General features: G+C 56.4%; 19 protein-coding genes and 1 other annotated feature. Of the genes, 9 read left to right on the top strand and 10 right to left on the bottom strand.

The window, feature by feature from the left end; all coding sequences use genetic code 11:
* Positions 1-109 precede the first annotated feature (109 nt).
* The 4 genes from bamD to pheA all read left to right on the top strand — a co-directional run bounded on the left by bamD (position 110) and on the right by pheA (position 2,915).
* Positions 110-847, top strand: a complete 738-nt coding sequence (bamD, locus tag EBL_RS04625) for an outer membrane protein assembly factor BamD (protein WP_002445483.1) — start codon at positions 110-112, stop codon at positions 845-847.
* Between the two features lie 289 nt (positions 848-1,136).
* Positions 1,137-1,475: a ribosome-associated translation inhibitor RaiA gene (gene raiA / locus EBL_RS04620; protein WP_002445485.1), complete on the top strand. Its 339-nt coding sequence runs from the start codon at positions 1,137-1,139 to the stop codon at positions 1,473-1,475.
* Between the two features lie 113 nt (positions 1,476-1,588).
* Positions 1,589-1,714, top strand: a sequence feature (Phe leader region).
* The gene (gene pheL, locus EBL_RS20750; RefSeq protein ID WP_193364084.1) at positions 1,590-1,637 is read left to right on the top strand and encodes a pheA operon leader peptide PheL; all 48 of its coding nucleotides are present in this window, start codon (positions 1,590-1,592) and stop codon (positions 1,635-1,637) included. It overlaps the preceding feature by 48 nt.
* Before the next feature lie 37 nt (positions 1,715-1,751).
* Positions 1,752-2,915: a bifunctional chorismate mutase/prephenate dehydratase gene (gene pheA, locus EBL_RS04615; protein ID WP_002445486.1), complete on the top strand. Its 1,164-nt coding sequence runs from the start codon at positions 1,752-1,754 to the stop codon at positions 2,913-2,915.
* Positions 2,916-2,963: 48 nt separating this feature from the next.
* Here the strand turns inward: pheA and tyrA are convergent, their stop codons facing one another.
* Positions 2,964-4,085 carry a bifunctional chorismate mutase/prephenate dehydrogenase gene (tyrA, locus tag EBL_RS04610; protein WP_002445488.1) on the bottom strand — a complete coding sequence of 374 codons (1,122 nt, stop codon included), beginning with the start codon at positions 4,083-4,085 and terminating at the stop codon, positions 2,964-2,966.
* A 12-nt stretch (positions 4,086-4,097) separates the two neighbouring features.
* Entirely contained in the window at positions 4,098-5,168 is a 1,071-nt protein-coding gene (gene aroF, locus EBL_RS04605) for a 3-deoxy-7-phosphoheptulonate synthase AroF (RefSeq protein ID WP_002445491.1), read from the bottom strand.
* A 333-nt stretch (positions 5,169-5,501) separates the two neighbouring features.
* Here aroF and yfiR point away from each other — a divergent pair, with 333 nt between their 5' ends.
* The 3 genes from yfiR to EBL_RS04590 are packed head-to-tail and all read left to right on the top strand — an operon-like array spanning position 5,502 to position 7,779.
* Positions 5,502-6,065 (top strand): regulatory sequestration protein YfiR, encoded by a 564-nt coding sequence (gene yfiR / locus EBL_RS04600; RefSeq protein ID WP_002445493.1) that lies wholly within the window; start codon positions 5,502-5,504, stop codon positions 6,063-6,065.
* Entirely contained in the window at positions 6,058-7,278 is a 1,221-nt protein-coding gene (gene dgcN, locus EBL_RS04595; protein ID WP_002445495.1) for a diguanylate cyclase DgcN/YfiN, read from the top strand. Before yfiR ends, dgcN begins: the two co-directional genes overlap by 8 nt.
* 12 nt (positions 7,279-7,290) lie before the next feature.
* Positions 7,291-7,779: an OmpA family protein gene (locus tag EBL_RS04590; protein WP_002445496.1), complete on the top strand. Its 489-nt coding sequence runs from the start codon at positions 7,291-7,293 to the stop codon at positions 7,777-7,779.
* Between the two features lie 299 nt (positions 7,780-8,078).
* Here EBL_RS04590 and EBL_RS04585 read toward each other — a convergent pair whose 3' ends face one another.
* The 8 genes from EBL_RS04585 to ffh form a co-directional block, all read right to left on the bottom strand.
* Positions 8,079-8,573, bottom strand: coding sequence for a DUF2569 domain-containing protein (locus EBL_RS04585; RefSeq protein WP_002445498.1), 495 nt, complete (start codon positions 8,571-8,573; stop codon positions 8,079-8,081).
* Between the two features lie 338 nt (positions 8,574-8,911).
* Positions 8,912-18,199, bottom strand: coding sequence for a two-partner secretion domain-containing protein (locus tag EBL_RS04580; protein ID WP_014715870.1), 9,288 nt, complete (start codon positions 18,197-18,199; stop codon positions 8,912-8,914).
* Positions 18,200-18,224: 25 nt separating this feature from the next.
* On the bottom strand, positions 18,225-19,940 hold the full coding sequence (locus EBL_RS04575) for a ShlB/FhaC/HecB family hemolysin secretion/activation protein (protein WP_002444293.1): 1,716 nt from the start codon (positions 19,938-19,940) through the stop codon (positions 18,225-18,227).
* A gap of 475 nt (positions 19,941-20,415) precedes the next feature.
* Positions 20,416-20,763 (bottom strand): 50S ribosomal protein L19, encoded by a 348-nt coding sequence (gene rplS, locus EBL_RS04570; RefSeq protein WP_002444295.1) that lies wholly within the window; start codon positions 20,761-20,763, stop codon positions 20,416-20,418.
* 46 nt (positions 20,764-20,809) lie between these two features.
* Complete coding sequence (trmD, locus tag EBL_RS04565; protein WP_002444297.1) at positions 20,810-21,583, bottom strand: tRNA (guanosine(37)-N1)-methyltransferase TrmD; 774 nt, start codon at positions 21,581-21,583, stop codon at positions 20,810-20,812.
* 44 nt (positions 21,584-21,627) lie between these two features.
* The gene (gene rimM, locus EBL_RS04560; RefSeq protein ID WP_002444298.1) at positions 21,628-22,176 is read right to left on the bottom strand and encodes a ribosome maturation factor RimM; all 549 of its coding nucleotides are present in this window, start codon (positions 22,174-22,176) and stop codon (positions 21,628-21,630) included.
* An 18-nt stretch (positions 22,177-22,194) separates the two neighbouring features.
* Positions 22,195-22,443, bottom strand: coding sequence for a 30S ribosomal protein S16 (gene rpsP / locus EBL_RS04555; RefSeq protein ID WP_002444300.1), 249 nt, complete (start codon positions 22,441-22,443; stop codon positions 22,195-22,197).
* 333 nt (positions 22,444-22,776) lie between these two features.
* Positions 22,777-24,138 (bottom strand): signal recognition particle protein, encoded by a 1,362-nt coding sequence (gene ffh, locus EBL_RS04550; protein WP_002444302.1) that lies wholly within the window; start codon positions 24,136-24,138, stop codon positions 22,777-22,779.
* Positions 24,139-24,293: 155 nt separating this feature from the next.
* Here ffh and EBL_RS04545 point away from each other — a divergent pair, with 155 nt between their 5' ends.
* A complete protein-coding gene (locus EBL_RS04545; RefSeq protein ID WP_002444304.1) occupies positions 24,294-25,082 on the top strand; it encodes a cytochrome C assembly family protein in 789 nt (262 codons plus the stop codon).
* A gap of 22 nt (positions 25,083-25,104) precedes the next feature.
* Positions 25,105-26,400 carry an HlyC/CorC family transporter gene (locus EBL_RS04540; protein ID WP_002444306.1) on the top strand — a complete coding sequence of 432 codons (1,296 nt, stop codon included), beginning with the start codon at positions 25,105-25,107 and terminating at the stop codon, positions 26,398-26,400.
* Positions 26,401-26,410: the final 10 nt, after the last annotated feature.

The following is a 26,410-nucleotide window of genomic DNA, read 5'->3' as shown; positions in this document are numbered from 1 at the left end:
TGGGTTTTACGGCTTTGCCGTTTAATATAGTGTGCTATTGTAGCTGGTCTTTATCGGGAGCTTAACGGAGAGCCTCCCGGAATAACATTCTGAGGAAAGTCAAAACGTCATGACGCGCATGAAATATCTGGTGGCCGCAGCCACGTTAAGCCTGGCCTTGGCTGGTTGCTCCGGTTCCAAAGAAGAGGTTCCTGATAATCCGCCTTCTGAAATATACGCGACAGCACAGCAAAAACTGCAGGACGGTAACTGGAAAGCGGCAATAACGCAACTGGAAGCACTGGATAATCGCTATCCGTTTGGCCCCTATTCCCAGCAGGTGCAACTGGACCTGATCTACGCCTACTACAAAAATGCCGATTTACCTCTCGCGCAGGCGGCGATTGACCGGTTCATGCGTCTGAACCCGACTCACCCGAACATCGACTATGTGGTCTACATGCGCGGGCTGACCAACATGGCGCTAGATGATAGCGCATTACAGGGCTTCTTTGGTGTAGATCGTTCCGATCGCGATCCGCAACACGCCCGCGACGCATTTAACGACTTCTCCCGTCTGGTGCGTAACTACCCGAACAGCCAGTACAGCACCGACGCGACCAAGCGCCTGGTCTACCTGAAAGACCGTCTCTCCAAGTATGAGCTGTCGGTCGCGCAATACTACACCGATCGCGGTGCCTGGGTCGCTGTGGTTAACCGGGTTGAGGGTATGCTGCGTAACTACCCGGATACCAAAGCCACCCGCGACGCACTGCCGCTGATGGAAAACGCCTACCGCGAGCTGCAGATGAACGCACAGGCAGACAAAGTGGCGAAAATTATCGCTGCGAACAACATCAACAGCTGATCGCAGCCAGACAGCAAAAACGGCAACCCGCGGGTTGCCGTTTTTTTTGTAAATACGGTTTGCTGTTGCAATTTTAGCCGCCACTGAATCGCTTTAGCGGCGACTGATCCTGTTCAATATGGCCCCTGTCTGGTGACTTCTCAAGAAAAATCTGGCGGTATCATGCCCTGTCTCACAAAAAGAGCTGACTGACAAAAACCGACAAAATAACGTGATTAAAATCACACATTTTAACATTCAGCGAGGTATGCTGAATTCACCAAGACGGTAAAGACAAGAGGTAACATTTATGACAGTGAACATTACCAGCAAACAAATGGAAATCACCCCGGCCATCCGCCAGCATGTCGAAAGCCGTCTCACCAAACTGGAAAAATGGCAAACTCACCTGATCAACCCGCATATTATCTTGTCTAAAGAGCCACAGGGCTACGTGGCCGATGCGAACATCAACACCCCGAACGGGCAGCTGATTGCCAGCGCCACTAATGTGGATATGTATGCGGCAATCAACGAACTGATCAACAAGCTGGAACGCCAGCTGAACAAAGTGCAGCACAAAGGCGAAGCACGCCGTGCCGCCACATCAGTGAAAGATACCACCCTGGCAGCCGAAGAAGAGGAATAAAGCCTGACACCGGTAACACGCTGATAAACGCGCCCCAGGGCGCGTTTTTTGTTTTTGTTGACAGAGCGAAAAGAGTACAGGTACTTTAACTGTCTGACACCACAGGAATCTGATATGACCCGGCAACCGTTTTTCTTCGCATTCTTTTTTACCTTCCCCTGAACGGGAGGCAATTCGTCGTGTGACAGAGAATGCGAAGACGAACACCAGGGCCTCCCAAACCGGGGGGCCTTTTTTATTTCCGGCAATAATAAAGACATGACAAAAGGTAGCTCTATGACAGCGGAAAACCCGTTACTGGACTTGCGAGACAAAATCAGCGCCCTGGACGCTCAGTTACTGGAGCTGCTCGGCAAACGGCGCCAGCTGGCCGTGGAAGTGGGTAAGGCAAAACTGGCATCCCACCGGCCCGTGCGCGACATCGACCGGGAAAAAGACCTCCTGGAGCGCCTGATAGCGCTGGGCAAAGCCCACCATCTTGACGCCCACTACATCACCCGGCTATTCCAGTTAATTATCGAAGACTCCGTACTGACCCAGCAGGCACTGCTGCAACAGCATCTGAACCAGACCAACCCCGCCTCTGCCCGGGTGGCCTTCCTCGGCCCGAAAGGCTCTTATTCACACCTTGCGGCCCGCCAGTACGCAGCGCGCCACTTTGAGCAGTTCCAGGAAAGCGGCTGTACGCGCTTTAGTGATATCTTCAGCCAGGTAGAGACCGGCCAGGCAGACTACGCCGTGGTGCCGATTGAAAACACCAGCTCCGGGGCGATTAACGACGTATACGACCTGCTGCAGCACACATCGCTGGCCATCGTGGGTGAAATGACGGTGCCTATCGACCACTGCGTGCTGGTTGCCACCACTACCGCCCTCGACCAGATAGAGACGATTTACAGCCACCCGCAGCCCTTCCAGCAGTGCAGCCACTTTATTGCCCGCTACCCGCACTGGAAGATCGAATACTGCGAAAGCACCTCCGCCGCGATGGAAAAAGTCAAACAGGCAAACTCGCCGCGGGTGGCGGCACTGGGCAGTGAAGCCGGTGGCGCCCTGTATGGCCTGCAGGTGCTGGAGCGCAACCTGGCAAACCAGACACAGAATATTACCCGCTTCCTGGTGCTGGCCCGCAAGGCGGTGAATGTCTCAGACCAGGTTCCGGCAAAAACCACCCTGCTGATGGCGACCGGCCAGCAGGCGGGCTCACTGGTTGAAGCCCTGCTGGTACTGCGCAATCACAACCTGATCATGACCAAACTGGAATCACGCCCGATCAACGGTAACCCGTGGGAAGAGATGTTTTATCTGGATATTCAGGCCAACGTGCAGGATGCGGCCATGCAGCAGGCGCTGCGTGAAATGACCGAAACCGCCCGCTCGCTGAAAGTGCTGGGATGCTACCCCAGTGAGAATGTGGTGCCGGTAGATCCGGCCCGGTAACAGCACGGCAAGCCGGTATCACTCCGGCTTGCCCGTTTACCACATGGATTACAACCGGCTGTCGTTCGCCTGGCGTAAGAGTGTCCGGCTTTCGCTCTGGAAACGGCGGGCATAATCCCCGAACCAGTGCTCTACTTTGCGGAAACTGTCGATAAACGCCTGTTTATCACCCTGCTCCAGCAGGCCTATCGCCTCACCAAAGCGCCTGTAGTAGCGCTTAATCAGCGCCAGATTATCTTCCGAGGACATAATAATATCGGCATACAGCTGAGGATCCTGGGCAAATAGCCGCCCGACCATTGCCAGCTCAAGGCGGTAAATGGGGGAAGAGAGCGCCAGCAGCTGCTCCAGCTGTACATTTTCTTCCGCCAGGTGCAGCCCGTAGGCAAAGGTGGCAAAGTGGCGCAGCGCCTGGATAAACGCCATATTCTGATCGTGCTCTACGGCGCTTATCCGGTGGATCCGCGCCCCCCAGACCTGAATCTGCTCCAGAAACCACTGATAGGCCTCCGGCTTGCGGCCATCGCACCACACAACAACCTGTTTTGCCAGGCTGCCGCTGTCTGGCCCGAACATCGGGTGCAGCCCGAGCACCGGCCCCGGGTGCGCCGCCAGCATCGCCTCAAGCGGTGCTGCTTTCACGGATGCCAGATCCGCCAGAATGCAATCCTCCGGCAGCGGTGGCAGCCGGGCTATCACCTGCTCCGTCAGATGAATGGGCACACTGACTATCACCATCCCGGCGTCTTTTAAGATCTCTTCCGCCTGCGGCCAGTCTTCCTGCTCCAGGGAGCGCACCTGGTAGCCGGAAAGCGCCAGCATTTTGCTGAACAGCCGCCCCATCTGGCCCTGCCCCCCCACAATCACCACCGGGCGCAGCTCAGGGTGCAGTGTTTTAAAGCCTTTGTCGTTTTCACTGGAGTAGGATTCACGCATCACCCGGCGCAGCACATCTTCGATAAGCTCCGGGGGGACACCCAGCTTTTCCGCCTCCGCTCGCCGGGAGGCCAGCATAGACGCTTCTCGCTCCGGCACGTAGATCGGCAGCCCGTAGCGGCTTTTAACTTCGCCAACCTCAGCCACCAGCTCCAGGCGGCGCGCCAGCAACCCCAGCAGCGCCTTGTCTACTTCATCGATTTGATCGCGTAATGCGGTCAACTCAGCCACCATAACAAAAACCTCTTAAGCCAGACGCGCCTTCAGATGCGCAGATAAATCCTGATGAATTTCACTTAACAGTGCCTGGGTTGTTTCCCAGCTGATGCAGGCATCGGTCACGGAAACCCCGTATTGCATCTGGCTGCGCGGTTGTTCTGAAGACTGGTTACCTTCGTGGATATTGCTCTCTATCATCAGGCCAATAATGGAGCGATTACCATCCTTAATTTGTGCAATAACAGACTCAGCAACCGCAGGCTGGCGGCGGTAATCTTTGTTTGAGTTGCCGTGGCTGCAGTCCACCATCAGCGCCGGGCGCAGGCCAGCGCCGGACATCTCTTTTTCACACTGTTCAACATCTGCCGGGCTGTAATTGGGCGCTTTACCGCCGCGCAGGATCACATGACCATCCGGATTACCGCGGGTTTGCAGCAGGCTCACCTGCCCGGCCTGGTTGATCCCCACAAAACGGTGCGGCATTGCCGCTGCGCGCATGGCGTTAATGGCGGTCGCCAGGCTCCCGTCGGTCCCGTTTTTAAAACCAACCGGCATTGACAGGCCAGAGGCCATCTCCCGGTGAGTCTGGGATTCTGTAGTGCGGGCACCAATGGCCGCCCAGCTGAACAGATCGCCCAGGTACTGAGGGCTGTTCGGATCCAGCGCCTCAGTTGCCAGCGGCAGCCCCATGCTGACCAGCTCCACCAGCAGATTACGGGCAGTCTTCAGCCCGGTTTCAATATCAAACGAGCCATCCATATGAGGATCGTTAATCAGCCCTTTCCAGCCAACGGTGGTGCGGGGCTTTTCAAAATAGACGCGCATAACAAGGTAGAGACTATCACTCACCTGTTCAGACAGAGTTTTAAACCGACGGGCATATTCCAGCGCTGTTTGCGGATCGTGGATTGAGCAAGGTCCACACACCACCAGCAGGCGCGGATCGCGCCCGGCAATAATGTCTGATATGGTTTTACGGGATTGCGCTATTTGCTGTGTCTGGGCTGTGGTTAACGGGAATTCAGCCTTTAACTGGTCCGGGGTAATCATTACCTGTTCAGCGGCGATATTAATATTGTTCAGCGCGTCTTTTTGCATGGTTAAAATCCTGTTAGCTCGTCTGTCGATAGTCGTACCTGTATCAGGTGGGATATACCTTACCAGAGACAGTAAAGAAATCAATCCGCAATCCGTAAATTTTAATTTACACCCGCAGTATTCCAGTCAACGCATCTGAAATATAGCGGGATGTATTGCATGACACCCCACTCGACACAGTGTACAAATAATTTTACACAACAAAAAAGCCGCTTCCAGCAATAGCCACGACCATCTGGCCGCGCAACAAAATATAAGCCCTGGCCGATATAATGACACCCGGGACACTGAAATGATAAAATCCCGGGCCGTCGCGAAATAACAGGATAACAGGTGAAAAAAAGGGGCTTTACCGGTAGCATTTTATACTGGCGCAAGGGCATGCTCCTTGCGCTTGGCGTCTCTGCGCTCCTGCTTCCTGCCCGCAGCCCGGGGGAAGAGTCTCCCTCAGAGGTAGCATTAAGCCCGGTTAACTCTATTGTTAACGGGATCATTAGCTACACCCGCTGGCCACAGTTAAATGGCCTGCCCAGATTGTGTATTTTTTCGAGCGCCACCTCAGCCAGCCAGCTGGCCCGGGAACAAAACAGGCCCGTATTTACGCCCGTGATTGTGGCGAATACCGATCAGGCACTCCGGGAGAATTGTGACGCGGTTTATTTCGGTCACGAGAGTGTGCAGCAGCAAATAGCGCTGAGAGAGCAGTACCATGGCAAACCTCAGCTTTATATTGCCGAGCAAAACCCCGATTGTTCAGCAGGCAGCGTTTTTTGCCTGAATATCACGGATAAGAAGATCAGTTTTTCCGTCAACCTTGATTCACTGTCGCGCAGCGGCGTCAGGGTCAGCCCGGATGTATTAATGCTGGCCCGCGCCCGGAAAAACAACGATGAATAAAAATAAAGCCCGGGTAATACGACGCCCCACATTAAAGAAGACACTGCGCAAAACCAGCGTAATCAGCATCATTATCACGATGACGATTCTCTGGTTACTGCTGTCGGTAGCATCCATGGTGACCCTGAAGCAATACGCCCAGAGCAACCTGCGGCTTTCCGGCGCGTCTATCAGCCAGAGCCTTGAGGCGCCGCTGGTCTTTCATGATATCCAGGCCGCCCACGATACGCTGACAACCCTCGGGCACCGGGGGCAGTTTTACCGTGCCGTGCTGTTTGATCCCGGGAACCACGAGCTGACGCGCTGGGAGAGGAAAAACACTCACGATGAAAACATCGTTGAGCGGATGGTTAACAGCTGGCTCTACCCGGCCCCTGTACCGCTGCCGGTTCAGCATAACGGCGTTAACCTTGGCAGCCTGTATCTGACCGGCAGCAACAGCGTTATTATCCACTTTATCTGGTTATCGCTGGGGGTATTAACCCTGTGCCTGGTTCTGGCCTCGTTTATCGCGGTCGCGATTACTAATCGCCTTAACCAGGGACTGGTGAACACCCTGAAGAACATGACCGGTGTCGTGCATGATGTGCGTACCAACCGCAATTTTGATCGCCGGGTTGAGCCTGATGGTATTGCCGAATTTCACCGTTTTGGCCAGGATCTGAATAGCCTGCTGAGCGATATGGAAAGCTGGCAGAAACAGCTCAGGCAGCGTAACGCCTCGCTGAGGAAAAGCGCCATGCGCGATGCGCTCACCGGGCTGAAAAACCGGGCATCGTTTAACAACATGCTGACCCGGCTACTGAACAACCCACAGCAGCGGGTTAAAACCGCCATGCTGTTTATGGATACCGACAATTTTAAACAGATCAATGATACCTGGGGGCACGCGGCCGGTGACCGGGTGCTGACTGAGCTGGCGACCCGTTTGCGTTCCTTTGATTTCACGCCCCATTCGGTTTACCGGCTCGGCGGGGATGAGTTTGCCATGATCTTACCGGACATCCGGCGGGAAGAGGATGTGCAGCAGGTTATTCAGGAGCTGCGCAAACATATACATCATCCGATGCCCTTTAAAGATGGTCACTATATCACCATGACACTCAGTATCGGCTTTGCTATGGCAGATCTACACACTACGCCAAAATCTCTGATGGAACTGGCAGATCAACGCATGTACCGTGAGAAAAAGCATCGTCATCATACGTTTTAACAGGAAAAAAACATGAAAGTTATCCACTACAGCGCACTGGCGCTTGCTTCGGTTCTGGCACTGAGCGGTTGCCAGAGCGCACCACAGGGAAAGTTCAGCACTCAGCAAATCGCCGCCATGCAGTCCTATGGATTTACTGAAAAAGACAGCGACTGGACGCTGGGGTTAACGGATAAAGTTCTGTTTGACTCTAACCAGTTTAAGCTGCGCCAGGATAGCCAGCAGAAGATAGCCACCATGGCCCGGCACCTGGCCGACACTGGCCTGAAACACGCCCGTATGGATGGCCACACCGATAACTATGGCGAAGATAATTACAATGTGGATTTATCCCTGAAACGCGCCAACGCGGTAGCAGACACCTGGGCCCAGGGCGCCGGGATCCCGCGCAGCAACCTGACCACCCGCGGGCTGGGCAAGAAAGATCCGGTTGCCAGCAACAGTACCAGCGCCGGGCGCGCCGAAAACCGCCGGGTGGCGATTGTTATCAGCGCACCGTAACCGCGGCCCAGCGCGAGGTTCTCACCCCTTAAGAGGCTGGCCTGTGCCGGCCTTTTTTTGGTTGTCATGCTCCTCGCTACACGGGAGCCTGCTCCCCGCCAGGCTCGGTGCGCTGCTCGTCCATACCATCGCTACCACTACTGTCTGCCAGGATCCGGTGTATTCCCGCTACAGGCTTCTTTAATCGCTTTATACGTGCCGGATTCGTAATTCGCTGTATCGGGCCTATGCTTATTTTCAGCCACGAGAACATTATCCAGGTTATTTTTCTCAACAACAAATTCATCAATTAACTATGGCTACCGACAAAAAACCATATTAATTCTTTTGGAAAAAATAAAATAAGGTATCCATATAACAACACCAAATACTCCACTCATTAATAATATGATATTATCTGAATCCTGCTGTACGTCAAAAATAATAGCCGGTAATACAGTAAGATAGAGAGCAATAATCAGTCCGGTTACATAATAAGCTATCATGGCTTTTCGAGTTCCTTTTTTGCGTCTAAAAAACAGCCACGCCGCATAAATGGAAACAATAAACCCACATATCAGCAACACGAATACCCCCATAGCGTAATAAGACAAAAATCCAGTTTCATTAAAATAATTGAATGCAGCTATGGTAAAACTGTAAAGCTCAATAGCAATACGAATAACACCCAGGATAAGTCCCAGAGCAGGAAAATATAATAGTCCATTAATTTTACTTAATTCCTCATTTTCACAGGCATCACACAATCCCGACTCTTTATTTGCTTCTGAAGTTTTACAGTTTATACATTTCATTTTTGCCCCACATTTCATTTATAGCATGGCTATAATATTTAGTTTTAAACATCCCCACTACACAGATGGGGGTTGCGGCTAAATTTACTCAGAATCTGAAGGTGGCCTTTTATGAGTGCTATATTTGTCTATCAGATTAAAGACTATTGTGGCCAAAGTGATCGCAGATCCTGCTATACAACCGAAAACAATAGCCCTTTTTAATTGATCTATTGGGAAATTAAATCCATTTCCTTTTAAAAAGTAAAAAATAGAAATTATTCCACCTAAAAACAACAGCATCAATATGGAAAACAAGCAACTATAAATAAATAACATTACATAACCGTATAGTTGCTTCATTGTTTTTTCTCCTCAGTAGACCCTTTGGGTTTATTAAGATCTTTAATTAGTCCAGATGAGAATTCTGAAGCGACATTGCCCCAATAATCATAAACAAAACCAGGCACTTCTTTACCTGTTAATGAATTTACAATGCCTGGCGCATATTCCCCGAACAGTCCACCGGCCCATGCTCCAGCCGCTGCCCCTCCAATAGATCCTGTATCCGGTCCATCGGTGAAAAATGCGCTACCAGCCGCAATTCCGACGTTTTGTCCAATAGTCCTTCCCGGTGCAAGCATACCTGCAATGCCTGCGCTGGCACTGCTCTTCCAGTCCCAGTTTTTATTTCCATTACCTGGCAGGCTCAGATCAAACCACTGGTAGCTTCCGTTGGCTATTTCAGCAATAACTCCACCACCAATCACCTTACCGACTGATGCCGCAGGCCCAAGATACCATGCTCCTGCAATCATCACTCCATCTTGGTAGCCTTCAACAATGGCTTTCGCAATATTCATCCCTTCCGGCAAATCACCTCTCGCCAGTTGCTCCAGCCCGGCCTGTTTTTGTTCCATTGTCAGATTATTGTCCTGCGCGTACTGGTTCCATGACGCTACCGCCTGACCGTAATTCATCATCCCGGATGGCAAGTGCAGGTTATTATTCTCCGCCGCATTCCTTCCTGCCTCTGCCCCTGCCAGGGCAGATACGCTACCGCCTCCGGAAACGCCTCCAGCCAGGCCCGCCGCCAGCGTACCCAGCACGCTGACCGTCTGCCGCTCCGTTTCTGTCAGCTCACTGACCCCCCGGCCCGGATACAGCTGGCTCATCACCCACTGTGCCATCAGCTCCCCGCTGACCGCGCCGGTAGCCCCCGCCAGCGCCGGATTACCTGCCGCATACGCCGTTACCGCCCCCACCACCGCATGCGCCATCGCCCGTGCGGCCTCGTCCGGTGCCAGCCGGTGGATTTGAGAAGCCAGATACGGTGCCCCCGCCCCGGTCAGCGCCTGAGCCAGGTTCCCCCCTGCCAGCCCCTGTATCGCTGCCGTGGCCGCCTGTATACCCTGCTGGATAGCGCTGCCCGTACCGTATTTCTGCACCTCAGCTTTATAAATCGCCGTATCACGCAACTGCTCCGGCGTGTAGCCGGGATACTGCGCCTGCGCCGCTTTCAGCCCGTTGATCTCCCCCTGAGTCCGGGCGATATCTCCGGCCTGCACACCAGTCTCCGCCAGCAACTGCGCCTGCTGCAGCCGCCGCTGCTCTGCCGCACCGTCAAAGATCCGGCCCGGCGACCGGTGAGCCCCGCTCACATCACGGCTCAGCAGGTTAAGATCCTGCTGCTGCGCACCCGGATCCCGGATAAGTATCTGCCCCTCAGATACCGCCGCCTGAGTAGATGAACCGGCAGTGCCGTGATGGTTCACCCCGGCCAGCAGGGTACTGGCCATATTGCCCAGAAACAGCCCGCCCAGACTGCCGCCGGTACTGATACCGGCACTCTGCTGCTGCGCCGTAAATTCTGCACGGTTGCGCAGATCGCTGAACCCCAGCGTGCCGCTCTCCAGCCGGTTTTTATCTGCCGTGGCATCAGAGCCGATTACCGCCCCGTTCAGTTGCGTATGATTGCCCACCGTAATATCAAATCCCCCCTCACCGGCAAACAGACCGCTCTGCTGCTGCACGGCCTGATAACGGCTGTGCAGCCGGGTATTCGTTGCGCTGACACCGGCAGCGCCGCCCCCGGAAGACACACTGCCCCCGGCACTGTGGCTCTGCTGTCTGCTGTCATAACGCTCGCTGTCCTGCTGGCTGGCAAGGGTGAGATCCCGCCCCACCTCCGCCAGGATCCGCCCGCCACTGACCCGGGCGCCGGTCAGGGTGGAATCCCGGCCACTGAACAGCTGCACATTTCCGCCGCTGTTCAGCGTCGTACCGGTATGGCTGAGCTGAGTGCCATCTTCATTACCGCGGCTCCGGCTGACACTGACAGTACCGCTGAGGCCCGCCCCCACCCCGAGCCCGGCGCTGCTGCCCTGGCTTTTGTTTTTACCGGTTACCGTCTGCTTATCTGTGGCGGATGCCAGCAGGAGATCCTGCCGGGCATAAAGCGATGCATCACCGCCCGCATTCAGGGTCGCGCCACGGGCCAGAATATCGCCCTGTGTCGCCGTCAGGAGCATATTCCGCCCCGCCGTCAGCGCACTGCCGGAGGCCACCAGCTGCTCCGTTTTACGCTCAGCGCGGGAGTGCTGGCTGCCGTAGCTCAGGCTCAGCCCGATATAGTTATGGCTGCTACCTGCCTGATCCAGAAGGATCCCCTGGCCGGTACGCACAGCGTTCAGTGCGGCCTGGATACCGCGCAGCGCGGCCAGACGCGGATCTTCCTCACGCCCCGCGGCTCTGGCCTGCTGTACGAGGGTATTCACCCCGCTACCGGCAGAGCCGGACAACGCCAGGCTAAACCCGCTGGCGTGGCTTTCTGTCCGGGTCAGGGTGGTGTGGCTGTTTTGTGCCGCCGTGATGGCAATACCGGCCCCCGTAACGGATAAATCCCGCCCCGCCACCAGATCACTGCCGTGAACCCGGACGGTATTTCCGGCCGTCAGGCTGACATCCCCCGCGCTGCTGCCCACCACGCTGCCTTTTTTCATATTACTGTCCGTATCCCGGGTGAGCTTCTGGCTGGCGGAGCCCACATTAAAGCCCAGGCCGCCATTCCCCGTCAGGCCGGACTTTTTCTGCCGCTGAATATCGTTCTGGTGCCAGGCTTCATCCGCTGTGGTCAGCGTCAGATCTCGCCCGGCAACCAGCGAAACATCCCCACGGCCCGCCACATGGCTGCCATCAAGCCGTAAATCCTGCCCGGCCTGCAGACTGACACTGTCGCCGGAAAGGGTGGTGCTGCGCGCCGTTACCCGGTGCTCCTCACGGAGATGTTCACGGGTCGTCTTTGAAAGAAATCCGCCCGAGGTCCATTTTGCCCGCCCGGCATGTTCCCGGGTGTCGGCACCACTTTCCAGATGCAGGTTACGACCGGCCACCGCCGTCAGCTGGCCCCCGCTGGCTATCTCCGCCGCGTGTAGCGTCATATCCCGGGCGGCGTTCATCCACAGGGAGTCACCGGCATTGATCCGGCTACCCTGCTCCCGGGTCTCGTGCGTGCGATCGTAGTTTTTACGGTTCAGCGTGTAGTCAGTGCTGTGGCTTTCGGTGGCGGAATCCAGATGCAGATCCCGCCCGGCCAGTAACCGGGTCTGGCTGGCCTGCCCGCGGTTATCAACCTCGCTGGCCACCAGCCGGATATCACGCATGGCCTGAAGATGCAGCTCACCGCGCTCTCCCTGCACATAGATCCCGGCCTGGCGATCCAGCCAGCGTTCACTACCCTGCTGGCGGCTTTCTGTCTGGCTGAGTATGTCATTACCGGCCTGAAGCCACAGCCGCTCGGTGGCCCGTAATTGCCCGCCCTGATTAATAATGTTATTGCGGGCCAGAATAGTGACCTGATCGCCGGAGATCACACCCTGGTTCAGCAGATTATCCCCATGGATTCGGGTCATCTCCTGCCCCCGGATTGTGCCGCTGTTTACCAGCGCTTCACCGCCGCTAATCACCACCTGCCGCCCGGAAAGCAGCGCGCCGTTGCCCTGCAAATCACCGGGCTTAACCCGCACATATAACCGGGGCACGCTCACCACTTCCACCGAGCCATCCGGCAGGGTGACAGGCTGGTTCACCATCCAGACGATGTCGCTGGTCAGCAGTGCCATTTGCTCTGCCGTCAGGGCGATGCCGGGTTTTATCCCGTAGCGCTCAGCAAAGGCCCGCCCCTGGTTGAGCAAATCCCGGTACTGAGTTTCATCATCCTGATACCCCGCCAGAAAACGCTGTCCGGTGGCCTGCAACAGCTGCTCGCGAACCCGCTTTTGCTCATAGTAGCCGTCCCCGAGCCGTTTATTCAGCTGGTCCGCGCTATAGATATCACCACTGCTGAGCCAGGTTTTCTGGCGGGTAAAACGGGGATCGGTTTCCACCAGGTAGCTGCTGTCCGTACCTGCATTGAGGGTAAAAAGGCTGCTGTCCGGCACAGTTTCCGGGCCACTGACGGTGCGCGCCACCAGCGGTTGATCATCAATAACCACGGGCGTACCGCCAGATATCTCTGCCGGTCTGAGCGGTTCACTACCGGCCAGTTGCGCCAGGGCCGGATCATGATGGCTGGGCGATATCAGCGGAATATCTGTCAGTTGCGGGCCGTGGCCGCTTTCCGGTATTGCGCTACTCTGCTGCCCGCCGGCAGGCATTTGTGCCAGATTGCCGTGCGCTTCCCGGCTGGCGACAGTCTGCCCGGCATGTTCACCGGCATGATCAGTGAACTGCATCAGGTTCAGGCTGAACATCTCGCGACGTTGCTCTCCCTGGTAATCAAACGTGACACTGCTGGTGTGCCAGTCCCCGCGCTTAAACCAGGAGGTTGTCGTCCCCTGTTGGGTGGTGATGCGCTCCCCCTGCGTTTCCAGATTGTGAACCTGCCCGTGGGCCATCAGGCGGTTTCCGGCTACCACCCTGCTGTTCTGATTCTGTAAGTTCCCCTGCAGGATAAGATCGCCGCCGCTGCGGATCAGTGCGGGATCCCGGTGCAGAACCCGGGTTTCTGAAGTATGCACCTGGTAACGGTACTGCCAGAAGTGTTTGGAGGGCTCAAACCCCGGCAGGAAGAAACGCTGGCGGCGGATATTTTTTCCCCCTTCCAGTCTCAGCTTTGTGCGCCCGTTATCCAGTAACGAACCGTCCGGATTCAGTGCCCGGCGCTCGCCGTTGATCCAGTCTGGCTCCATCACATAGCGCCGGCCATCTCCCCCATGGCAACTGACCCGTTCGCGATCCCCTGCACAGTACCGGTACTCATCAATCCAGCCGGAGACCCCGACAGGCTGTGGTTCGCGGGTCACGGCCAGGTAAATATCCCGGTTATCGATCACCCCGGCGGCCAGCACTACCGGCCCCGTCGCCTCAAGGGTGGCGCTGTGGTTTTCCAGGCTGGCAGCCCTGCCGCTGATACCACTATGCTCATCCCACCGGTTACCCACCACCAGGCTGCCCTCGCTGTAAATCAGCGCGTGATCGCGGTTTTGCAACCGCTCAGTGGCGATGGAAACACTACGCCGCCCGGCAATGGTCGCCGCTGTCCCCTCAGACATATCGTTCAGTAACTGGCGGGCGTCAATAACCACATCATCACCGTAAATCCGCCCGCTGCCGGTGTTATGCAGGCTGGGGGTGATAAGCGTGACCAGCCCGCCATCCAGGAGCCCCAGGTTCAGCAGGCGGCTGGCAGAGATCCATGCCTGCCCGGCACTGATTTCCGCCGCCTGCTGGTTGACCAGCGCATCACTGTTCAGCACCAGGCGCTGCCCGGCGTGTATCAGCCCGCTGTTGGTCACATCACCACTGCGGATCTCAAGGTCTTTCCCCGCCGCCAGGGTGCCATTCTGGATCAGGGCACCGGTTATCTTCAGCGCAACGCTGGCGGCGCTGGTGATACGGCCCACCGCATCCAGCCCGCGCAGAAACAGCGCCATATCCTCCACAGAGACCACATCCCCCTGGTCATTCACCAGATGCAGCGCAGCCTCTGGCTGCCCCAGCGTTATCGTCCCCCGGGACCAGATAACCCCCAGGGTATTATTCAGCCGCCCGGCCACCTCCGCACGGAGCTGTGCCGCCGCCCGCAGTGCGCCACGGGTGTTATCGAGCGCTCCGGCACTCACCAGCAGGTGCTGTGCTTCAATACCTTTGCCGGGGGTGCGTGTTTCCTGGTTTTCGATCCGCTCACTGCTCAGTGTCAGTGACTCACCGGCCCGGATAAATCCCCCCGTATTCTGTATAAGACGGGCCACCGCCAGCAGGCCGCTGCCCACAGCCAGTACGCTGCCGCCCTGATTGTTCAGCTCTGCCATACGGGCCTGCAGATCCCGCCCGGCCACCAGTTGCCCCTGCTGATTCACTAACTGCGTCCCGTGAACAGTCAGGTCACTGTGGCTGAGGATTTGCCCTTCTGTATTACGGATATCACCCGCCAGTTCCATGATCCCGGCACTGGCAACCAGCCCCTGCTGATTCACCAGTTCCCCCGCACTGAGTGTGAGCGCCCCGCCGCTGCGGATCCCGCTGTCTGGCGTCTGGCTGCCGGTGTTTTGCAGGCTGTGCCCCCGGGTGTCAATGCTGAGCTGGCGGGAGGCCTGAAGTAAACCTTCCCGGTTATCCAGTTGCTGGCTGCTGATGCTGACGCCCTCTCCCAGAATCATGCCCTGGCGGTTAGTCATATCGCCGTTAATCTCAAGGCTCGCCTCTCCACTGTGGCTCTGGATCACGCCATCCTGGTTGTTGAGTGTCTCCGCCAGCAGTCTGAGCCCCCGGGCGGCGACAATATCGCCGTGCTGATTTTCCAGAGCATCCACAGCGCTTATCCGCAGCGCCCCGCCGGACAGGAGAGCCCCCTCGCGGTTATCGACCATACCCGCGCTCAGCCCGGTGTCATCCTTGCTTTCGATCACCCCGTGGTGATTGCGTAATTGCCCGGCAATCTGCCCGACAAGGCGACCGGCAGCGGTGAATATCGTGCCGTCAGTATTATCCAGCATGGCGGCCCGCAGCAGGGTATTGCCGTGGCTGGCAATTGTGCCTTTCAGGTTATGTAACTCCCGGGTAACCCGGATAGCCATATCACCACCGGCAGCCAGCATGCGCCCGCCGGTATTGTCTGCCCGGTCGGCGCTTACCCGGAGCGCGTGACCACTTTGCAGCGTACCGCGCTGGTTATCCAGCCCGCTGGACACATGCATATCCAGCTCGCCGCCCCGGGCACTGACCAGGCCTGACTGATTCATCCATTCGCGGGTATGCAGCGCCATGCTGTGGCGGCTGATGACTTCCCCGCCCTGGTTATACCAGCGCCCTGCCCGGGCGAGTAAGGTGCCTGCGCCAATCAGCCCGTCGCGGTTGTCCGTATCACCGCTGTGCAGTTCCAGCACCCCACCGGCGCGAATACCGGTGCCGGTTCCCAGGGTGTCGGTGTTATTCAGCGCCCCGTTACCACTGTCAATGAACAGCGCATCTGCTGCCTGAATCAGCCCGCGCCGGTTATTCACGCCACCGGCCCGTAACGCAAAACTTCCGCCGGAGGCGATAACACCGGACTGATTATCTATGCCACCGCTGAGGCTGGCGACCAGAGGCCCACGGGCAGCCAGCAGTTTTCCGCCGCTGTTATCAAACTGCCCGCCACTGATAACCCCACCGTCGGCACTTTGTATTATTCCGCTGCGGTTATCTGTCTCGCGGGCCGTGAGGGTGAGATCCCGGCCGCTTTCTGCTCTTCCGGCCTGATTGTTAAAGCGCTGGCCCGCGTGCAGGAACAGCCCGCCCGCCGTTGCCGACAGCACCCCCTGCTGATTATGAATCTCCTGGCCTTCGGCCTTTAGCCCGCCCAGGCTGACAATATAGCCCTGCTGGTTATTCAGGCCGTCACGCACCCGGATCAGGGCATCGCCGCCCCCGGTCTGCAGCATTTTCCCCTGCTGGTGTGCCAGGCTGCGGGCCGCAAGATCAATATGCCAGCCACGGGTAAAGGCGTTATCCAGAACAATGTCCCCCCCAAAGATCCGCAGCGCCTGCGCCGCAATCATCGTGCCGCCAGTCCCGGCCAGATGCCCGGTTTCGATACTCACATTACCGGTATGTGATCCCAGCTCCCCGTGCTGGTTGATAAGCATCCCGGTTACCAGTTTCACAGAGCCCGCGCTGGTCAGTGATCCGGCGTGATTATTCAGGTGGGGAGTGGTTATCGCCAGCTCGCTGGCGCCGGACTGCACGATAAGGCCACCGGCATTATTCACCCCTTTTCCGGCGCTGATGCCGATCTGCTCCGCGCTGACATTACCCCGCTGTGTCGAGAGCTCACCCGGGGTGGCAACCCTCAGGTGTCGTGCGCTGATGTGTGCTTCATCGGCAATGATGTCGCCCTGCGTGGCCGCGAGCACCACGCTGGCCGACTGGCTGCGGCTGGCGCGTAAATCCAGCGAATCTGCCGTAATGTGCAGCCCGCGCTGGCTGAGGTGCTCCCCCTGGCTGCGCAGCGCGCCACGGTTACTGACCGTCACCTGCTCCGCTGCGCGCAGCATGCCGCTGTTGGCCATATCGCCGCGATTCGTTATCTGTATCCCGCTGTCACTTCCCAGCAGGCCATGGTTCGTAAGCCCTGCGGTCTGTAGCTCCAGGTTCTGGCTGGCGTACATCGTGCCTTTGTTGGTCAGTTTGCCGTCGGCACTGAGCTGTAACTCCCCCAGGAAAGCCCCTATTTCACCGGCGTTATGCACCCCGACACCTTTTTCGGTCCCGGTGAGTGCAATCTTCCCGGCATACATTCCCCCCAGGGCGGAAACATCCAGGGAGAAGCGTGGTTTACCGGCATCGTCTGCGGCGGCCACCTGGCTGACCGCGCCATCTGGCAGGGTCTGATTGCGCCCGGTTGTCACCTGCAGGCTCCGGGCCTGAACACGGGCATTAACCTCAACGGCCCGGGCAATCAGCCGGGTCCAGGCCTGGTCGTTGCCATTAAGGCCGCGCCCTTCTATGGCGATGCGCCCTTTATCCACCTCAAACCCGCTGAGCTGCCCGGCATTCATCACGGGGCGCCCCGCCGCCAGCGTGCTGCCCGCAGCATTAATAAACCCGCAGCCGTTACAGGTGATCCCGGCGGGGCTGGCGATGATCACGTCCGCCTCCCGCCCCGCCACTTCTATAAATCCGTTAAGCTGGCTGGGGGATCGGCCGGTCACCTCATTGAGGATGACCCGTGCGCTGCCCTTTGCCAGCCACGGGTTACCACTGACACTCCCGGCCAGCCGGGTGGTGGTCGCCCGGGGGCTGTTGTTGAGTACGGCCCCCCGCGAATCAATATCAAACTGCGTATATTTATTATGGGAAAGCCCCCGGTTGTCCGGGGTACGGATATTGATCTGCGGGATACCGTTACGGGTTTCCAGCACCGTCGGGCGCTGGTGACCGGGCGCTGTGCGATCGCTGATAACCGTACTGGCACTGACCGGCACGCTGACCCACCCCATCGCCAGCCAGAGCACCAGCGCCAGCGGGCGCACCGGCTGCCGGCGATGGGGTATACCGCCCCCGGTTCCCCGGGGCTGGTGACTGCCGGTTGTCCGCGCCAGCTCCGGGGCGACCATTAGCATCTGGCGGGCCTGATTAAACACAACGCGGTAACATAATCTGTTCATCACTCTCTCCTGAATCAGGGGCCGCTCAGTATTGCCAGCCAACGGAAAAACCAAACGTCAGCGGATCTGCCGGGAAATTGCCGGGCCTGGAAAGCGGATGCCCGGCAAAGAGGTCATAACGCAGGTTCAGCGCGCTGAGCTCTCCCCGCAGCCCCAGTGCGCTACCGGCCAGGTGCCGCCCCTGGCGATCAGCCCCGTAACCACTCACGCCGCCGCTGTCGATCCCCAGGTAAAGCTGCTGCCCGGGTACTGGTGTTGACCAGGCCAGGGTGTTGCGCAGATACCAGCCGTTGCTGGCGCTCAGCAAACGTTCGCCGTCAAATCCCCGAACTGTCCAGCGGTTGCCGATAGCAAACTGATCCGGCACCGTCAGAGGGGTGGTACTGGTCTGGCGCAGGTAGCTGGCCTGGTAATGAAATGACTGGTTCAGTAGCTGAAAAGGCCAGCTCGCTGTGGCCTGCCAGGTCAGTATTTTGCTTTTGTCGGTGGCGTAGTCGCGCCCGGAGGCATACGTCTCATAAGCCGGAAGACCACCAAACCAGCGGGTGCCCCTCTGCCAGCTGATACCGGCATCCAGCGTCAGCGGCCCCAGAAAATGCCGGTGATCAAGCCCGGCCTGCCAGGCACTGGTGCGCCGCCGCTGAACATCCACTTCCTGATCGTTGATATAGTTACGATTTTCCCGCCACAGCACGCTGTAGCGCAGTGTGGTTTTACCGGTGGCATTACGCTGGATCACCCGGCTTACGCCGAGGTTAAAATTGCGGGTATTTCCCGAATAACGGATGTCGCCATAACGCTGTGTAAGGGTCCGGGCGTAAGTGCTGGCATTGCCCGAAAGAGAGAACTGCCAGAAACCGAACGGCAGTGAATAGTAGCTGCTCAGGCTTTGTGAGCCCTTTTTACCGGCAAAGCCGGAGTCCCGGCTGGCGGATAACCAGAACAGATCACTCAGCGCCAGTGGGTTATCCAGTGCCAGCGCCACCCCGACAGGATAACGGCCAGTGGCCTGGCTGCCGGTGTTGTCAATCCAGCTGCTCAGCCGCCAGCGATCCGTCTGCTGCCGGGTAATGATAATATCGCTCTCACCGGGTGCGCTGGCGGGGGAGATATCCACCCGGGCAGAGACGCCGGGTAACCGTTGCAGGTTTTCCAGCCCCTGTTCAATGGCGCGTAAATCCAGGCGCTCCCCGGGCCTGAGCGGCAATGCCCCCGTGAGGCTTGCCCCCTCATCTGAGCCGTGCCCATAGCGTATGCTGTTGATCCTGCCGGCCAGTAAGTGCAGTGTCAGCCTGCCGCTACGCAGATCCTGCTGCGGTGCCAGCACCCGGGAGGTAACCCAGCCATGGCTTATCATCCTGTCCTGAATACGGGACATCAGTTGGTTAATACCGCGGATCCCCAGGCAGTGGCCCGCGCCCGTATCGGCAATGCGCCGGGCCGGAAACCATGAGGGGAAGTCCTCGCGCCCGGTCAGTACGACCTCGTGCACCATAAAGCAGGGGCTCTCAGTCACAAACTGGCCACTGCCGGTATCCGCAGGCGCAATCCCGGCGGTAATATCTGGCGCCAGGGGCGCAAGCCAGGCCTCCAGCGCTGACTGGCGGGCCTCTATTTGTTGCTGCTGCTGATTAAAAAGGTCCCGTGCAGGCAGATCCTTAGCGCCCGCCGTAAAGAAGGGAAATAGCACCAGCGCCCCTGACAACCGGCACAAATGAATTATCCGTATCAAAATCAACATCCCGCTTTATAGTTATAAGAAAGAACAAAACGGAGGGATAATTATCAGGCTATGGCGCCATGGCAATTCATAAAAAATCGATAATTAAATTACTGGCGTTTATATATAACGCCCTCAGGAATACACAAAAATAGCAATTAAAAACAATGTGATAGAAAAGAAAAAGATACTCACAGATATAATATAAGACAAGTTCATGACAATCTCAGGCGATTATCACTACCAGGGGGGATTTTTATTCTGCCCATGGGGTATTAACACGACTATTGACTGTGTTAACAGCATTTACAGGCGATATCCTGAGGGGGTTAATATGTTTACCGGGTCACAGAATGGATATTCTGGCTATTTTCGCAAAGAGAGCTGCACGCTTAACGCATATGGTACGGGGTGCCGTGAGCCCCAAAAAAAAGGGGTTAGCCTGCGGCTAACCCCTTGTTCTATAACACGCTTTGGATGTAGCGTGAATACGTTCTTAGTTAAGACGCTCTTTGATACGGGCAGCCTTACCAGTACGCTCACGCAGGTAGTACAGTTTAGCTTTACGAACAGCACCACGACGTTTGACATTGATAGAGTCAACAACCGGAGAGTGAGTCTGGAAAACACGCTCTACGCCTTCGCCGTTGGAAATTTTACGAACAGTGAATGCAGAGTGCAGACCGCGGTTACGAATAGCGATAACCACGCCCTCGAATGCCTGCAGACGTTTTTTAGAACCTTCAACAACCCATACTTTCACTTCCACGGTATCGCCCGGACGGAAGGAAGGTACATCCTGCTTCATCTGTTCTTGTTCAAGTTGCTTAATAATGTTGCTCATAATTTAATCTCTTATCCTGGGTAAACTGATTTTACGGGTGACGCCCTCAGGCATTGTCATTCCCATCATGTTTATGTTGCTGCTCTGCGAACTCTTTTTTGAAATCCGCCAGCAACTTTGCTTGCTCTTCAGTCAGAGCCAGGTTTTCCAGAAGTTCAGGTCTTCTAAGCCAGGTCCGGCCCAGCGACTGTTTCAACCGCCAGCGACGTATCTCAGCATGATTCCCGGAGAGTAACACCGCCGGTACTTCCATGCCTTCCAGCACTTCAGGACGAGTATAATGCGGGCAGTCCAGAAAGCCCTCCGCAAATGAATCTTCACTTGCTGATGCCTCATGACCCAGCACCCCGGGAATAAACCGGGAAACGGAATCAATCAACACCATGGCGGGCAATTCCCCCCCACTGAGCACGTAGTCACCGATTGACCATTCTTCATCAATTTCGGTCTGAATCACGCGCTCATCTATACCCTCGTAACGGCCACAAACCAGAATCAGCTTCTGACTTGTTGCCAGCTCACAAACGCCCTCTTGATCGAGTTTGCGCCCCTGAGGTGAAAGATAAATCACTTTTGCGCCGTCACCTGCCGCTGCTTTCGCTGCGTGAATGGCATCCCGCAAGGGCTGCACCATCATCAGCATCCCGGGGCCACCGCCATAGGGACGATCGTCCACTGTACGGTGCCTGTCGTGAGTGAAGTCACGCGGACTCCAGCTCTGGATGCTCAGCAGGCCATTTTTTACTGCCCGGCCAGTTACCCCGTAATCGGTAATTGCGTGGAACATCTCAGGAAACAGGCTAACTACACCAATAAACACAAGCCAATCCCCATAGCACGTTTTATTACCGTTAATTCGGAGGTTTAAAAACCAGGATCCCAGTCTACTTCAATGGTATGAGTAGCGAGATCGACTTTCTTGATAACCTGCCCATCGAGGAACGGAACCAGCCGCTCCTTGATACCGAACGCATCTTTCAGGTTTGCCTTCACGACGAGAACGTCGTTAGATCCGGTTTCCATCATATCGACGACTTTACCGAGATCGTATCCTTCACTGGTTACTACCTGGCAACCCATAAGGTCTTTCCAGTAGTAGTCACCCTCTTCCAGACCAGGCAACTGCGAAGAATCCACCACAATTTCGCAATTGGTGAGCAGATTCGCTGCATCACGATCGTCAACGCCTTTCAGCTTGATGATCATATCCTGATTGTGGTGCCGCCAGCTTTCCAGCTCGACCTGCTGCCACTGACCAGCTTTCTGGATAAACCAGGGCTGGTAATCGAAAATGCTTTCGGCGTCTTCAGTGGAAGAAAACACTCTGAGCCAACCACGGATCCCGTAAGACGACCCCATCTTCCCGACAATAATCGGGTCAGCGGGAATCGGTGCGGTGTGTTGCTTGCTCATCATGACCACCGTGACAGATTAAGCTGCTTTTTTAGCTTCTTTGATCAGCGCAGATACGCGATCAGAGATAGTTGCGCCCTGGCCAACCCAGTGCTCAATACGGTCCAGATCCAGACGAGTGCCTTCTGCCTGGCCGTTGGCCTGCGGGTTGAAGAAACCAACGCGCTCGATGAAGCGACCGTTACGTGCATTGCGGCTGTCGGTTACGACTACCTGGTAGAACGGACGCTTTTTAGCGCCGTGACGTGCTAAACGAATAGTTACCATAACATCCTCTTGTGTGAATAAAACAACCGGGCCCCATCGAGGAACGGAGCCCGGTGTCATATTAAAAGCCCGAAAATTTTACTGATTTCTGGGGAAAATGCAATCAGCAGATAGCAATCCGCGATCGGACACGAGAAAACAACAAAATAAAGATAACCTCAGGCGATAGCGTAACAGTGCCTGCCTGGCGAACAAGCCAGGCGCACCATAACCGAGACCGTCGGCGGTGATGCCAGTCTGGCTGCGGCGTGCGCGCAGCAAGCGGAGCGTACACATAGTACGTGAGCATTGCGAGCACACCCCAATGCCAGAATGGCAAACAAGCCAGGCCGATTAGCGCCCGGGAAAACCCGGCGGCATCATCCCCTTCATCCCTCGCATCATCTTCGCCATACCGCCTTTTTTCATTTTCTTCATCATGCGCTGCATGTCGTCGAACTGCTTGAGCAGGCGGTTCACATCCTGAACCTGCATCCCGCAGCCAACGGCAATACGCCGCTTGCGGGAGCCTTTGATGATTTCCGGACGGGCGCGCTCTTTCATGGTCATGGAGTTGATAATCGCCTCCATGCGCACCAGCACTTTGTCATCCATCTGGGCTTTGACGTTATCGGGGATCTGGCCCATGCCGGGCAGTTTGCCCATCAGGCTGGCCATACCGCCCATATTTTTCATCTGTTTGAGCTGTTCCAGGAAGTCGTTGAGATCGAAACCGTCGCCTTTTTTGAGCTTGTTGGCCAGTTTCTCCGCCTGGGCGCGGTCGACTTTGCTTTCAATATCTTCGATAAGCGAGAGCACATCGCCCATACCGAGGATACGGGAGGCGATACGGTCCGGGTGGAACGGCTCCAGCGCTTCGGTTTTTTCACCCACGCCGAGGAACTTGATAGGCTTACCGGTAATATGGCGGATAGAGAGCGCCGCACCACCGCGGGCATCACCGTCCACTTTGGTCAGAATGACCCCTGTCAGCGGCAGCGCTTCATTAAACGCTTTCGCGGTATTCGCCGCATCCTGGCCGGTCATGGCATCGACAACAAACAGGGTTTCTACCGGATTAATCTCCGCGTGAACCTGTTTGATTTCGTCCATCATCGCTTCGTCAACGTGCAGACGACCGGCGGTATCCACCAGAAGCACGTCGTAGAATTTCAGTTTGGCTTCTTTCAGGGCTGCCTTAACGATATCGACCGGTTTCTGGCCCACATCAGAGGGGAAGAAATCGACCCCGACCTGTTCAGCCAGGGTTTCCAGCTGTTTGATTGCCGCCGGGCGGTACACGTCCGCAGAGACGACCAGCACTTTCTTTTTATGTTTCTCGCGCAGGAATTTACCCAGCTTACCAACGCTGGTGGTTTTACCGGCCCCCTGCAGGCCCGCCATCAGCACCACGGCGGGTGGCTGGGCTGCCAGGTTCAGGCTGCTGTTTTCCGCCCCCATTGCCGCGACCAGTTCGTTGCGGACAATTTTGACGAACTCCTGGCCCGGGGTCAGGCTTTTGTTAACTTCATGCCCTACCGCCTGCTCTTTCACACGGCTGATAAAATCACGCACCACCGGCAGCGCGACATCCGCCTCCAGCAGAGCCATGCGAACTTCCCGCAGGGTATCTTTAATGTTGTCTTCAGTCAGACGACCGCGGCCGCTGATATTGCGTAGCGTGCGCGACAGGCGGTCAGTTAAATTATCAAACATTGCACTAATCCAGGTGATAACAGTGGCCGCCGAAGCGACAGTAAGCAGAATGCAGCGAGTATACCATACCGTTGCCCCAGTGCGATGGCGGTTGGAGCAGGCGGTTCCTGACGGTATACTGCATCTTCACTTATGGCGACAAACTGACACTGAATATGCCTGTTTTTGCACTCATTGCGCTGATTGCTTACTTAGCAAGCCTGGCGCTCATTATTCCCGGATTGCTGCGCAAGCATAGCGCCTGGCGGCGCCTGGCTATCCTGTTTGCCGCGCTGGCGCTGGTCAGCCATGCCCTGGCGCTGGAGGCCCGCATTTTCCAGCCCACTGGCGGGCAGAACCTGAGCTTGCTGAATGTGGGCTCCCTGGTCAGCCTGATGATCTGCGCGGTGATGACCATTGTCGCTACCCGCAACCGGGGCTGGCTATTACTGCCCATTGTTTATGCCTTCGCGGTGATCAATCTGGCGCTGGCTACGCTGATGCCCAATGCGTTTATCACCCACCTGGAGGCCACCCCGGGCATGATGATCCACATTGGCCTTGCGCTCTTTGCCTATGCCACCCTGATTATTGCGGCCCTGTATGCCCTGCAACTGGCGTGGATTGATTTTCAGCTGAAAAATAAAAAACTCGCATTTAGTGCGGAAATGCCCCCACTAATGACAATTGAACGTAAAATGTTTCATATCACCCAGGTGGGCGTGGTGCTGCTGACGCTGACCCTGTGTACCGGCCTGTTCTGGCTGAAAAATCTGTTCAGTCTGGAAAATATTGATAAAGCTATCCTCTCCATCCTGGCATGGTTTGTTTATGTCATCCTGCTGTGGGGGCACTATCATGAAGGCTGGCGCGGGCGCCGGGTGGTAAGATTTAACGTCGCAGGGGCGATTATTTTAACGCTGGCCTATTTCGGTAGCCGGATCCTGCAATATCTCATCAGCTAATCAGCGACAGTAAGGAACTCTTTTGGAACACATATCGACCACCACGTTGATCATCACCCTGGTCATCATGGTGGTGATCTCCGCGTATTTTTCCGGCTCAGAAACCGGGATGATGACCCTCAACCGCTACCGGCTGCGCCATATGGCAAAACAGGGTAACCGGGCGGCCAGGCGCGTTGAAAAACTGCTTAAAACCCCGGACCGGCTGATTAGCCTGGTGCTTATCGGTAACAACCTGGTGAATATTCTGGCCTCCGCCCTGGGGACCATTGTCGGTATGCGCCTGTACGGGGATGCGGGCGTGGCTATCGCAACCGGCGTGCTGACCTTTGTGGTGCTGGTTTTTGCTGAAGTGCTGCCCAAAACCGTGGCCGCCCTGTACCCGGAAAAAGTCGCCTACCCCAGCAGCTTCCTGCTGGCGCCGTTACAGATAATCATGATGCCGCTGGTGTGGCTGCTGAACATGATCACCCGCCTGCTGATGCGCATGGTCGGCATTAAAACCAATGCCGTGGTCAGTGCTGCCCTCAGCAAAGAAGAGCTGCGCACCATCGTGAATGAATCCCGTTCGAAAATCTCGCGCCGCAACCAGGATATGCTGCTGTCGGTGCTGGATCTGGAGAATGTCAGCGTTAACGACATTATGGTGCCGCGTAATGAAATTGTCGGGATTGATATTAATGACGACTGGAAATCTATTGTCCGCCAGCTGACCCACTCCCCTCACGGCCGGATTGTGCTGTACCGGGAATCCCTGGACGACGCCATCAGCATGCTGCGGGTGCGTGAAGCCTACCGGCTGATGACCGAGAAAAAAGAGTTCACCAAAGAGGTGATGCTGCGCGCCGCAGATGAGATCTACTTTGTGCCGGAAGGCACCCCGTTAAGTACCCAACTGGTGAAATTCCAGCGCAACAAGAAAAAAGTGGGCCTGGTGGTGGATGAATATGGCGATATCCAGGGGCTGGTCACCGTGGAGGATATTCTTGAGGAGATCGTAGGTGATTTCACCACCTCAATGTCCCCGAGCCTTGCTGAAGAAGTCACGCCACAAAACGACGGCTCCGTGATTATTGATGGCGGGGCGAACGTGCGCGAAATTAACAAAGCCTTTAACTGGCACCTGCCGGAAGACGAAGCGCGCACCGTAAACGGCATGCTGCTGGAGGCGCTGGAAGATATCCCGGCACCGGGCACCCGGGTGCGCATTGATCAGTACGATATCGACATCCTTGATGTGCAGGAAAATATGATAAAACAGGTGAAAGTGGTGCCGGTCAGGGCACTGCGGGAAACGGTAGAAAACACCGCGCATTAAGACACCAGAA

The organism is Shimwellia blattae DSM 4481 = NBRC 105725, assembly GCF_000262305.1.
GTDB classification, from domain to species: domain Bacteria; phylum Pseudomonadota; class Gammaproteobacteria; order Enterobacterales; family Enterobacteriaceae; genus Shimwellia; species Shimwellia blattae.
Note: the sequence above shows the minus strand (reverse complement) of the source record. Positions and strands in the feature narration are given on the sequence as shown.

Bases quoted from the DNA above. Each gene is read 5' to 3' on its own strand.
- EBL_RS04585 (WP_002445498.1), bottom strand. From the start codon at position 8,573: ATGAAATGTATAAACTGTAAAACTTCAGAAGCAAATAAAGAGTCGGGA.
- tyrA (WP_002445488.1), bottom strand. From the start codon at position 4,085: ATGGTGGCTGAGTTGACCGCATTACGCGATCAAATCGATGAAGTAGAC.
- pheA (WP_002445486.1), top strand. From the start codon at position 1,752: ATGACAGCGGAAAACCCGTTACTGGACTTGCGAGACAAAATCAGCGCC.
- rimM (WP_002444298.1), bottom strand. From the start codon at position 22,176: ATGAGCAAGCAACACACCGCACCGATTCCCGCTGACCCGATTATTGTC.
- ffh (WP_002444302.1), bottom strand. From the start codon at position 24,138: ATGTTTGATAATTTAACTGACCGCCTGTCGCGCACGCTACGCAATATC.
- EBL_RS04590 (WP_002445496.1), top strand. From the start codon at position 7,291: ATGAAAGTTATCCACTACAGCGCACTGGCGCTTGCTTCGGTTCTGGCA.
- EBL_RS04575 (WP_002444293.1), bottom strand. From the start codon at position 19,940: ATGTTGATTTTGATACGGATAATTCATTTGTGCCGGTTGTCAGGGGCG.
- EBL_RS04580 (WP_014715870.1), bottom strand. From the start codon at position 18,199: ATGAACAGATTATGTTACCGCGTTGTGTTTAATCAGGCCCGCCAGATG.
- raiA (WP_002445485.1), top strand. From the start codon at position 1,137: ATGACAGTGAACATTACCAGCAAACAAATGGAAATCACCCCGGCCATC.
- aroF (WP_002445491.1), bottom strand. From the start codon at position 5,168: ATGCAAAAAGACGCGCTGAACAATATTAATATCGCCGCTGAACAGGTA.
- rplS (WP_002444295.1), bottom strand. From the start codon at position 20,763: ATGAGCAACATTATTAAGCAACTTGAACAAGAACAGATGAAGCAGGAT.
- bamD (WP_002445483.1), top strand. From the start codon at position 110: ATGACGCGCATGAAATATCTGGTGGCCGCAGCCACGTTAAGCCTGGCC.
- rpsP (WP_002444300.1), bottom strand. From the start codon at position 22,443: ATGGTAACTATTCGTTTAGCACGTCACGGCGCTAAAAAGCGTCCGTTC.
- EBL_RS04545 (WP_002444304.1), top strand. From the start codon at position 24,294: ATGCCTGTTTTTGCACTCATTGCGCTGATTGCTTACTTAGCAAGCCTG.
- dgcN (WP_002445495.1), top strand. From the start codon at position 6,058: ATGAATAAAAATAAAGCCCGGGTAATACGACGCCCCACATTAAAGAAG.